This window comes from Methanococcoides methylutens (genome assembly GCF_000765475.1).
Lineage (GTDB): Archaea > Halobacteriota > Methanosarcinia > Methanosarcinales > Methanosarcinaceae > Methanococcoides > Methanococcoides methylutens.
This window is the reverse complement of sequence record NZ_JRHO01000009.1, coordinates 1-11965: the sequence shown is the minus strand read 5'-3', so window position 1 is coordinate 11965 and position 11965 is coordinate 1. Positions and strand designations below refer to the sequence as shown.

The following is an 11965-nucleotide window of genomic DNA, read 5'->3' as shown; positions in this document are numbered from 1 at the left end:
CGAGGACATTCAGATTTGAATAACAAAATGGTTGATGAGAATGAAAGAAAAACTTGCTGAACTCCTGACAAACATATTCACAACTTCCGGACATAGTGTTTCAGAATCTGACACTGTGGACCTGATCGTAGAGAAAAACGACCACCGAACCTATATTTTACTTACCAGTCAGCCAGATCCTGCACAGATCAAAAACTTTGCAGACCAGATCAATGACGGAGTGGGACTATATGTCACCATGCAGAAAATGGAGCCGGAGCTCTACGATTATGCAACACATGTGGGCCTTATCACATGGGATCGTGACGAACTCTCCCTCCAGATAGGAAAAGCTGTCATCGCCGACCTTGAAGGCAATGCTACCGATCTACAGCTTGTGGCTTACGATGTAGACAGTAATGCTATGATATCAGATCAGCATGCATCCAGATCTACTGGATTCTCAGGAAGCTTTGAAGTAAGCTCCGAGATATCAAGTCCTTCAACAGAGTCTTCCACGCCGTCTGCTCCACAGATGCCCACACAGGAAGAACAGGATGGTTTCAACATCTGGGCAACTTCACCTGAGATGCAGCAGGCAGACACAGTTGGAAGGTATCAGGAAACTGAACGATCATATATGGAAGCACCTGTGACAGCCACACCAGAGCCACAGCAGTCATTATGGAAAGCTCCGACCCCAGTTCCACAACCAGTTCCATCAACACTTGATCTTCACACTGCACCTATAAAATTGGAAAAGGAAAGGGCTGCAGCAATGGCAAAATCCGAGATAGGGATCCCTGAGAATATTGTTCTCAAGTTCGTACCTTTCTGGAATTATGCCTATGCTGTCAAAGCAGAGCACAGGTTCAAGAACAAGGTCATTGATATTTCCGGCCAGGGACAGGGTTGTCTTAATGCCCTCAACGGCAATAAGGAAGAGTTAGAACTGCACCAGGTAAATGACCGTGTGACACTTCCTGATGATAACTATGAGATCAAGAGCAAGATGATCGACCAGAAGGAAGCGGAAAGCACGCTAATATCGAACATTATCGAAGAATACACAAAGGATGTGCGTTTCAACAATGTCGTTGGAGAGGCAATGATCTCCGAACACAAGATGTTCAAACCATCAATGGATGATATCAGGTTCAAGATCGACCTTGTCTATGTGCCTATATGGGAAGTAAAAGGTGCAAGGAACTCAGTGGAGATCAACGCATATACACAGGAAATACTGACCAATCCTGTAGATGATGATGTAGAGTTCATGTGAATGAACGTTCGTAACTAACCGAACATATATATACGAAAACTGTATATAGAGACCAACGCATTTATTGGCTTTAGAAAGTTACCAAAAAATGGAGTGACAAAGAATGATCGAAATTACAGACGTTGCTGCAACCGAATTGAAAGCATTGCTTGAGGCTGAGGACAAACAGGACCATGCATTGAGAATATTTGTTGCAGGTATGGGATGCAGCGGTATCCAGTATGGAATGGCACTCGACAACGAGATCAGTGATGAAGATATCACAGTCGAAAGCAAGGAGATCAAGGTTGTTATGGGCTCAGATATCAGCGAACAGCTGGACAAGGCAACCATCGATTACATTGATACAGAAGGTGGCAAAGGTTTCATCATAGACAACCCAGCAGCAGCAAGCGGATGCAGCAGCTGCGGTGGCAGTTGCCATTAAGAACAAGATATTTAATTGAGTAATACCATCCTACGCGGTAATAACTAAAAGGTGATCAAATGATTCCAGGCATGGGCGGACGGGGCATGAACCCGAAAAAGGTCAAACAGATGATGAAACAGATGGGCATCAACATCGATGAGATAGAAGATGTGGAACAGGTCATCATAAGAACCGCAGACAAGGATATAGTATTTAACGATGCAAGTGTCAGCATAATGAATGCACAGGGAGTTGATACCTATCAGGTAACAGGTACCCCTGTGGATATGCCACGTGAGGTCGTCATCCCTGAAGATGATGTAAGGCTTGTGGCAGAGCAGACCGGTGCAAGCGAAGAAGCTGCGCTTGGTGCTCTCAAAGATGCTAACGGTGATCTTGCAGAAGCTATTCTTGCTCTTTCCTCATGAACCCATAACGGGTTCCTGCTTTTTTTATTGTTTTTTCAAACGAGACATTATTTAGAGATTTTATAGATTTATATTTATACAGTGCATGATGTATAGTTATCCCGTTGACATTAATATGAAAAGGGATAAAGATGAAAGACGATATAGCGGATACCAGCCGTGAGCAATTAGCTACAAGAATCGGGTTCTTGCTTGTTTCTGCGGGATGTGCCATAGGTCTTGGAAACATCTGGCGTTTCCCATTCATTGCAGGAAAATACGGAGGTGCTGCCTTTGTTATCGTCTATCTTGCATTTCTCCTAATTCTCGGATTGCCTATATTGATAATGGAATTTGCCACCGGAAGAGCTGGAAGGCAAAATATCGCAGGATCCTTGCGTAAGCTCCAACCAGAAGGGAAAAGATGGCACCTATTCGGATATATCGCCATCATAGGAAATGTTATCCTGCTTATGTTCTACACTACCGTTGCAGGATGGGGATTTGCATATTTCTACTACATGGTCAAAGGTAGTTTTGTTTACCTCGAACCCTCGGAAATAGGGCTTTTCTTTGACCTGTTCATGGGCCGGACCACGGAAATGATAACGTGGATGGCATTGGTAGTTGGTCTTGGGATCCTTATATGTTCAGCAGGACTACAAAAGGGGGTTGAAAGGGCTGGCAAGTTCATGATGTCAGGACTATTCTTTATTCTGCTAGTGCTTGTAATTCGTTCTGTGACCCTTCCCGGTGCTGCTGAAGGGATCAGCTTTTATCTTGAACCGGATTTTTCGGTCTTAAGCTGGAAGGCGATCTATGCAGCCATGACCCAGGCATTCTTCACTTTGAGCGTAGGGGTCGGGGGGATGACCATCTTCGGGAGCTATATCAACAGAGATCATTCACTTACAGGCGAATCTCTAAGGATCACATTCCTGGATACATCCATAGCACTCATGGCAGGACTTATGATATTTCCGGCATGTTCTGCTTTCGGGGTTGATGTAGGCTCAGGTCCCGGACTCCTCTTTGTGACATTACCGAACGTTTTCAATCAAATGCCTGCAGGTATTTTGTGGGGAACTCTCTTCTTCCTGTTCCTTGCCTTTGCTTCAATGTCAACTGTAATGGGTATCTCGGAAAATGTAATAGCTTTTTCAATGGATGAATGGGGATGGAAAAGAAAAAAGGCATCAATTATAAGCGGAATTGCGATATTCGTTTTATCAATACCATGTTGCCTTGGATTCGGACCATTGAGCTGGTATCAGCCTTTTGGCGAAGGTACATCAATCCTAGATCTGGAAGATTTCATATTTACTAACAATATCCTTCCATTAGGTGCACTTACGCTGGTACTGTTCTGCAGTTATAGTTTCGGATGGGGATGGAACAATTTCATTCGGGAGACAGATTCCGGAAAGGGGTTGAAGTTCCCAAAGCAGACAAGAACATATATAAAATACGTTCTTCCGCTTATCATAATCTTTATACTTGTCAGAGGATGGATAGGAACAATATCATAAAAGAGAAAAGAGGTCAGTATTCAAGTTCAAGGGACTTCAATACTGAGTGATATTCCTCAACAGGCATCCTTGAGTAAAATGCACGTTTTACAACCTCGCTCAGGGATGGATGGATATCCATTCCATGAACAATAGGACCTACATTTGCGCCAGGAGTGTTCATAAGAGTTATCACCTGATGGATGAGAACAGATGCCTGTGGTCCTATGATGTGAGCACCAAGCAGAATGTTAGTAGAGTTATCCAGTATAACCTTGACAAAGTAATCCTCAAGGGCCATAGCAACTCCTTTTCCGGTATCCTCGAACCTCTGGAAACCGATGGAGATGTTATCTTTCCCATAGTGTTCAATAGCCTCTGCTTCCCCCATTCCGACCCCGGCGACCTCAGGATAGGAAAAGATGGCATGTGGCACTGCATGGTAATCAACTTCCACATCACCATTTAGAACGGAGTTCTGGTAGGCGACCGTAGACTCATAATTGCCAACATGCTTGAATAGATATTTACCATTGGCATCTCCAAAGGCCCAGACATTTGAGCAACTTGTTTCCATATGGTCGTTTACCTTTATCCAGCCCCTATCATCAGTCTCAATATTTCCTTTTTCAGGATGGAGGATATCAGTATTCGGACTTCTTCCGGTGGCTACAAGGATCTCATCGGCTAATATCTCGACCTGTTCGCCTGTCTGCCTGTCCTTTGCAATGATCTTCTTCCGGTTGCCAGATGCCTGAACTTCAGCAACTTCGTGATTGGTGATTATAGAAATGTGACCTTCTATTTTCCTTCTTGCAAGTTCACTTATCTCGGGTTCTTCCTGAGCAATAATTCTGGGACTGCGACCTATTATGGTTACATCAGAGCCCATGGAAGAGAAGAAATGACCGTATTCAGCAGCTATGTAACCGCCCCCGATGATTGCAAGACTTTCCGGTAATGACGTTAGGTCCAGAACTGTGTCACTTGTAAGATAAACAACATCTTCCAGGCCTTTGACCGGTGGGATCATAGGTCTTGAACCTATGCTCAGGTAGATCATCTTTGAAGTGATCGTCTCGTCCCCAACTTTAAGTACATATGGTTCAATGAATTCTACAGTGTCCTGGTAGTAATCCATATTTGGACTGGATGAGAGCCCGCTGTGGATCATCTCAATGTCCTTACCTATAGAAGAACGCATCCTTTCCATAATAAAATTGAAATCTATGCTTTTGATCTCAGCATCAATTCCAAATTCCTGAGATCTTCCAATTTCCCTTACAAGTTCTGCAGGATAGAGCAGCATCTTGGATGGGATGCAACCCCTTGTAAGACAGATTCCTCCGGGATTGTCCTTGTCGATGACCGCTACTTTCATCCCCGGGTTCTCTTGCATCATCAAACCAACATAGTTCATCCCTGAACCGCTGCCTATCACTATAAGATCATATTCTTTCATTTGCACACCCCAAAATTACGTATAAGAGATATTATGCCTGTTTCATTATTATACATGATGCTTTTTCAGATAAGGAATCCTATCAGGTAGACCAGTGAACCGATTTGCATCAGTGCTATCGTTCTTGACCTCAATTTCAATACATTGTTCTTTGAATGGTCGCGTATCAAAGACCTGGAAATTAATAAATAAACAACTGCTACCGGCAGTATCAACAATAGGAATAATTTGTCATGGACAAGGTTAGGATGCAGGTTCACGAAATAGGGAAGAGGATCAAGTATAAAGACAACTGAGAAGATCACAGAAGAGATTATGGCTGCAGAACGTGGAGAAATGCGCCATGCTATTGTCTGTACACGGTGTTGCATATCTCCTTCCATATCAGAAATATCTGCCATGATCTCAAAAACGATGCCTACCAGAAATGCCATTAAGATGTAGAACTGCACCAGTGGTTCTACTACAGTATCCACTACAATGGTTCCGAAAATAATGGTCGCCATGAAACAATAAGCCATGGATATGTTCTTCAGCAGGAGAACTTTTTTCATATGGCTGCTGTAGAATATAGACAGCAGGATATTGAAGCCTATGAACAAGGAAACAAATTCACCCAGCTTCAACGATATTAAAAATGCCAGGAGCATGCAACCCACAGCTACCTGAAGTGCAACGTTGCGTGATATTGCACCTGTAACAATAGGTCGGTCCTTCCTGTTGTTTGCAATGTCTACAAGGTGGTCAAAGTAATCGTTTATGGAAAAGGAACCCATGAACAGGAAAATGGAGATCACTGCTGCTGTCGCATATTCAGTTCCATTTCCAAAAAATTCCATTGACAGGATGCCTGAAAGGATAACGGAGAACATGCCAAGAAAGGAGTTTCCAAACCTTGTCAAAGCTAAGAATGCCTGAAGTTTCTCAGTAAAAGAGACCATGGGATCAATTTCCTGCAATGAACTTCAGTTTGTCATTGACAAGAGCTTTTAGATCTTCAAGGTCGCTGCAATTATTCATTTCATCAGATGTGATCAGCAGATTGAGCCTTTTGTCCTTCTCAAGATAGGCACAGGGGAATGAAGCTCCCGGATAATTGTATTTTTTATCAAACTCATCCTTGTGCAGAAAAAACACAGGAATGGGAAGATCATCCACAAAGGACCTCCATTCACTTTTCATGCCTGCATTACCATAGGTAATAGCACAGAGATTACATCCGTAGCTCGATGGGGATACAATTTTATGAAAATAATCTTTCATTTCATTGACCAGGCCACTGTCTGCATTGTATATGAAAACTATTGAAACTTTACTCATAGAAACCCCCGATATCCCTAACATTAAGAATTTAGGACTCAATCGGATATAACATTATTTCATATGTGTATAGCAATTCGAATTTTCAAAATTGTGATCATGAATAAAAACATATCAGAACAGCAAACCCAAAGCTAGTGAGTTAAGATCAGTTAAAGAAGAAGGGAAATAGAGTGAGCACAGCAGCGATGCAGATTTCCCGAGGACTCTCGTACCTCAGTACAGTAAGCAACGTGGGCAGGCTTATCTTCTGTGTTCGGAATGGGAACAGGAGTTGCCCTGCCGCTATGGCCGCCGTACTCTAACTCTTATTAATGAATTAGATATTACTTTTGTTAACGGATGAAAGCCAAGGTCCGGATTCGAACCGGAATGGAATCGCTCTGCAGGCGATTGCGTAGCCGCTCCGCCACCTTGGCATTTGAACGAATCCTAGTAGGTAATACAGACATATAAGCCTTTACATTCCGACAATGGGGGCACAAGTCTGATGATCAGTTACCAGCTCAGTACTAACTTTAAGCAAAGCTCAAGTACTGTTGAATACTAGAAAAAAGATAAAGTTACAACTCATGAGTTGTAGCAGATAGAAGAAAAGTTAAGGTAAAGAGTGAGCATAGCAGCGACGCAGATTTCCCGAGGACTCTCGTACCTCAGTACAGTAAGCAACGTGGGCAGGCTTATCTTCTGTGTTCGGAATGGGAACAGGAGTGGCCCTGCCGCTATGGCCGCCATACTCATCTCTAATACTGGAAATGATCATGTTATTATATTACATATCAGATTTCGCCTGGACAAAGCAAAACGGATGAGGCACAGATATTAGTGGCCGCGGACTGAACACCTCGTTGCCTTGGTGCGTACATCCCGACTCTATCAATCCGGTCTTTTACCGGAATCCTTAACGTAGTCTCTTTTTAGGTCAGATTTCGAGCTTAGATGCATTCAGCTCTTATTCCTTAGCGCGTAGCTGCTCGGCAGTGCCTTGTCAGACAACCGATCGACCAGTGGCGCCGTTGCTCTGTTCCTCTCGTACTAAAAGCAACTTACCCTCAGACTACAGACACCTCTAGTAGATAGTAACCGACCTGTCTCACGACGGTCTAAACCCAGCTCACGATCTCCTTTAATAGGCGAACAACCTCACCCTTGGCTGCTGCTGCACAGCCAGGATGGAAAGAACCGACATCGAGGTAGCAAGCTGCCGGGTCGATATGTGCTCTTGCCGGCAACGACTCAATTATCCCCGGGGTAACTTTTCTGTCATCTTTAGCCCGCACCAAGCGGGACATAAAGGTTCGCTAGAACCGACTTTCGTCTCGTGATCCGCTACTGTGCCGAATCACGTCAGGCTAACTTATGCTCTTGCACTCTTCAGTAGGTTTCCGACCCACTTGAGTTAACCATTGCGCGCCCTTGATATCTTTTCAAGGGCGTCCCGCCCCAGGCAAACTGCCCACCTATCGGGGTCCTCCTCTCGGAGTAAGGGGCGTAACTTTGGAAGGGTAGTGTCCCAATTGCGACTCCACCGATGCTGGCGCACCGGCTTCGACGTCTCCTACCTACACTGTACATCCAAAATCACACCCCAGCGACAGGCTGCAGTAAAGCTCCACGGGGTCTTCACTTCCCCCTAGAGGTCTCTAGACTCTGCACTAGAATGTAAGCTTCACCGGACTCTGGCTAGGGACAGTAGAACTCTCATTGATCCATTCATGCAAGTCGCCAATTAAGCGACAAGGTACTACGCTACCTTAAGAGGGTCATAGTTACCCCCGCTGTTTACAGGCCCTTCTTTCCGTTGAACCGAAGTTTCAGGTACCTGCACTGAGCAGGATTCAGAGATCGTACTAGCCCTTACGGGTTTGCGATCTCCTATGTTGATATTAGACAGTTAGAGTTCTCTGGTCACTGCGACCTGCCGTCTACACGGCAGGCACTCCTTCTCCCGAAGTTACGGAGCCAATTTGCCGAATTCCCTTAGCCAAATTATTCCGACACGCCTTAGCCTTTTCAGCTAGGGGCACCTGTGTCAGATCTCGGTACGGACATTTAACTCCCTTTTCACGGGTTCCAGGGTGAAGCTGACTTTCGCCATAACATATTCGTCTGCTTCTCGCCATTACGGCTCTCCACAGAGTTCGATGCTTAGACGGCGCGACGGCGCCGCTCAGCCTGCCCCGAAACGTCAGTTTTATTGTTAAATGGTACAGGAATATTAACCTGTTTCCCTTTTGATGTACTCGAATTACGGTACAACTTAGGACCGACTAACCCTCGGCTGACGATCATTGCCGAGGAAACCTAGCCCCTTCGGCGGTCAGGATTCTCACCTGACTATGCTGCTACTATTACCAGGATTTTCGTTTCCGCTCGGTCCACAGGACTTCACAGCCCTGCTTCTGCCCAAACGCAACGCCTTCCTACAAGATTACCTTTCGGTACTCCGTGGTATCGGTGGTCGACTTGAGCCCCGTCCATTTTCGGGGCCCCAAACCTCGACTGGTGGGCTGTTACGCACTCTTTAAAGGATAGCTGCTTCTAAGCTAACCTTCCAGCTGTCTAGGGCTTAGGACGCCCTTTAGTATTAACACTTAGTCGACACTTAGGGACCTTAACCACGGGCTGGGTTGTCTCCCTTACGGACTACAAGCTTACCCCAGTAGCCCGGACTCCAACCTTCTACGACGACGGTGGGTTCGGAGTTTGACAAGCGGCTGAGGGATTTCTCCCCCGGGACCACCAATCAGTGCTCTACTCCACCGACTATCTCCAGTTAGGTCATGCTGCGACATGTTTTGGAAGGAACCAGCTGATGCCGGGTTAGATTAGCCTTTCACTCCGAGACGCAGGTCACACGAATGATTTGCAGATCAATACCGCTTGCGGTCCTCCACGTAGCTTTCGCCACGCTTCAACCTGCCCACGCCTAGATCACCCGGCTTCGGGTCGTAACTTAGTGACTCCACGCACTTGTATACGCCGCACCTCACCCCGTGAGGGGTTGCGTGCTTGTTGCTTTCGCTTCGGCTTCCCAGATAAAAGGTTAGCCATCGCCACTTAGATACACTCCCTGGCCCGTTCTTCAAAACGTATGATATGACATCGGCATTAGAACTCGTACTACAACCTCGCGGTTGATTCCTTCGAACTAAAGATCCTTTCATGCCATATCGCTCCATCACCATCAGGTTTCAGGCACTTTTAACCTCCCTTTTGGGGGTACTTTTCAGTTTTCGGTCACCCTACTACTTCGCTATCGGTCTCAAGACGTATTTAGTTTTGGAAGTTGGTGCCTCCCAAATTCCCGCGTGATTTCCAACACACGGTACTCAGGAACATTTCCAGTTCCTCTTTTCTTTGCTTACGTGACTTTCACACTCTACGGTCTAACGTTCCAGAAAAGTTCAGCTAAGAAAAGGTCGGAACCTTAGAAAGTTCCTACAACACCACATCTCCCTCACATTACTGGAGGGATTCAGTTTGAACTTTGCCGGGTTCATTCGCCATTACTAACGGCATCTCTTCGATTTCTCTTCCTGCCCCTACTAAGATGTTTCAATTCGGGGCGTTCCCGATCATGACTGATCAGCACAAATGTGCTAAGAGGTCTCATTAGGAAATCTCAGGTTCATAGATTCCATGCGTCTACCCTGAGCTTATCGCAGCTTGGCACGTCCTTCATCAGCGCTTGAGCCGAGCCATCCACCTGACGGCATAATTACCAGAGTCCATCTCACTTTGTCCAGTGAGCGTCTGATATGTAATATATACATGATCTCATAGTGCCCAATATCGGGGAAAGGGCACATCCATCCTTCCCAAGCAACATTACTTGCTCGGTGCACTTGATGATTGTGAATCGTAATGATCCAATGGACTTGCTGGGATTCGAACCCAGGGCCTTCGCCTTGCAAAGGCGACGATCTTCCAACTGATCTACAAGCCCTCGCTCGCATTTTCTCCAGCGAAATCTTATTTCATTGAAGTGGTTTGTTGAAAGTGGCAGTTTATCGATTTCTGACTGATAGCGGTGATCCGCTTTGTGCGGATCGTTGCTTAGGAGGTGATCCAGCCGCAGATTCCCCTACGGCTACCTTGTTACGACTTAACCCCCCTTGCGAAATTTAGGTTCGAACACGGCACAAAATCCGTGCCCTCACCCATACCTCACTCGGGTGGTTTGACGGGCGGTGTGTGCAAGGAGCAGGGACGTATTCACCGCGCTATGTTGAAACGCGATTACTACGGATTCCAGCTTCACGAGGACGAGTTACAGTCCTCGATTCGAACTACGGCTGGGTTTAGGAGATTACCATCACCTTTCGGTGTAGGAACCCATTGTCCCAGCCATTGTAGCCCGCGTGTAGCCCGGGAGATTCGGGGCATACTGACCTACCGTAGCCCGCACCTTCCTCTGGTTTAGCACCAGCGGTCCCCACAGAGTACCCATCATCCCGAAGGACATGCTGGCAACAGTGGGCACGGGTCTCGCTCGTTGCCTGACTTAACAGGATGCTTCACAGTACGAACTGACGACGGCCATGCACCTCCTCTCAGCGATTCAGGTAAAGTCTTTAGCTTGACCTACATCTTGCTGTCGCCCCCGGTGAGTTTTCCGGCGTTGAGTCCAATTAAACCGCAGGCTCCACCCGTTGTAGTGCTCCCCCGCCAATTCCTTTAAGTTTCAGCCTTGCGGCCGTACTTCCCAGGTGGTTCGCTTCACGGCTTCCCTACGGCACCAGAAACGGTCGCACCGTCCCTGACACCTAGCGAACATCGTTTACGGCTGGGACTACCCGGGTATCTAATCCGGTTCGTGCCCCCAGCTTTCGTCCCTCACCGTCGGACCCGTTCTGGTAAGACGCCTTCGCCACTGGTGGTCCCACAGGGATTACAAGATTTCACTCCTACCCCTGTAGTACCTCTTACCTCTCCCGGTCCCAAGTCTGACAGTATTCCCCGGAAGCCTAACAGTTGAGCTGTCAGATTTCCCGAAGAACTGATCAAACCGGCTACGGACCCTTTAGACCCAATAAAAATGATTACCACTCGGGCCGCCGGTGTTACCGCGGCGGCTGGCACCGGTCTTGCCCGGCCCTTGCTAACACATGCCGTTTACACATGTGGACAGCCAACATAATATGCTGGCACTCGGTATCCCCTTATCGCGGTTTCCCGCATTGTAAAGTTTTCGCGCCTGCTGCGCCCCGTAGGGCCTGGATTCATGTCTCAGAATCCATCTCTGGGCTCTTGCTCTCACAACCCATATCCGTCGTAGGCTAGTAGGTACCTTACACCCACTACTACCTGATAGACCGCAGATCCATCCTTAGGCAACCGAAGTCTTTGAACCAAAAAGCATTCCAGCATCAATGGTTTATTCGGAATTATCTCCAGTTTCCCGGAGTTATGCCGAACCTAAGGGCAGGTTATCCACGTGTTACTGAGCAGTTCGCTATGTTCACGAAGAACATTTAACTCGCATGGCTTAGTCGAATACCGATAGCAGTAACCTCTGGCAGGATCAACCAGAGTTATTTGTTAAAGCACACAAAATTTGGAAGTTAACTAAGAATTGTCGGAAAAGAACTCTTT

The 11965-nt window shown here is 46.4% G+C and carries 7 protein-coding genes, 2 tRNA genes and 4 rRNA genes; 4 read left to right on the top strand and 9 right to left on the bottom strand.

The window, feature by feature from the left end; all coding sequences use genetic code 11:
• Positions 1-40: 40 nt before the first annotated feature.
• The 4 genes from LI82_RS02445 (at position 41) to LI82_RS02430 (ending at position 3606) form a co-directional block, all read left to right on the top strand.
• Entirely contained in the window at positions 41-1261 is a 1221-nt protein-coding gene (locus LI82_RS02445; protein ID WP_048193379.1) for a hypothetical protein, read from the top strand.
• A 103-nt stretch (positions 1262-1364) separates the two neighbouring features.
• Complete coding sequence (locus LI82_RS02440; RefSeq protein ID WP_048193378.1) at positions 1365-1688, top strand: HesB/IscA family protein; 324 nt, start codon at positions 1365-1367, stop codon at positions 1686-1688.
• Between the two features lie 59 nt (positions 1689-1747).
• Positions 1748-2098: a nascent polypeptide-associated complex protein gene (locus LI82_RS02435; RefSeq protein ID WP_048193377.1), complete on the top strand. Its 351-nt coding sequence runs from the start codon at positions 1748-1750 to the stop codon at positions 2096-2098.
• A 131-nt stretch (positions 2099-2229) separates the two neighbouring features.
• Entirely contained in the window at positions 2230-3606 is a 1377-nt protein-coding gene (locus LI82_RS02430) for a sodium-dependent transporter (RefSeq protein ID WP_048193376.1), read from the top strand.
• Between the two features lie 13 nt (positions 3607-3619).
• Here the strand turns inward: LI82_RS02430 and LI82_RS02425 are convergent, their stop codons facing one another.
• The 9 genes from LI82_RS02425 to LI82_RS02385 form a co-directional block, all read right to left on the bottom strand.
• Entirely contained in the window at positions 3620-5047 is a 1428-nt protein-coding gene (locus tag LI82_RS02425) for a dihydrolipoyl dehydrogenase (protein ID WP_048193375.1), read from the bottom strand.
• A gap of 65 nt (positions 5048-5112) precedes the next feature.
• On the bottom strand, positions 5113-5988 hold the full coding sequence (locus tag LI82_RS02420; protein WP_048193374.1) for a UbiA family prenyltransferase: 876 nt from the start codon (positions 5986-5988) through the stop codon (positions 5113-5115).
• A 4-nt stretch (positions 5989-5992) separates the two neighbouring features.
• Positions 5993-6367 carry a hypothetical protein gene (locus LI82_RS02415; RefSeq protein WP_048193373.1) on the bottom strand — a complete coding sequence of 125 codons (375 nt, stop codon included), beginning with the start codon at positions 6365-6367 and terminating at the stop codon, positions 5993-5995.
• A 177-nt stretch (positions 6368-6544) separates the two neighbouring features.
• Positions 6545-6666 (bottom strand): 5S ribosomal RNA (rrf, locus tag LI82_RS02410).
• A gap of 48 nt (positions 6667-6714) precedes the next feature.
• Positions 6715-6786 (bottom strand) — tRNA-Cys (locus tag LI82_RS02405).
• A 195-nt stretch (positions 6787-6981) separates the two neighbouring features.
• Positions 6982-7103, bottom strand: a 5S ribosomal RNA gene (rrf, locus tag LI82_RS02400).
• Positions 7104-7170: 67 nt separating this feature from the next.
• Positions 7171-10100, bottom strand: a 23S ribosomal RNA gene (locus LI82_RS02395).
• 143 nt (positions 10101-10243) lie between these two features.
• A tRNA-Ala gene (locus tag LI82_RS02390) sits at positions 10244-10316 on the bottom strand.
• Between the two features lie 112 nt (positions 10317-10428).
• A 16S ribosomal RNA gene (locus tag LI82_RS02385) occupies positions 10429-11905 on the bottom strand.
• The 16S, 23S and 5S rRNA genes sit together here with 2 tRNA genes alongside, the layout of an rRNA operon.
• Between the last annotated feature and the right edge of the window lie 60 nt (positions 11906-11965).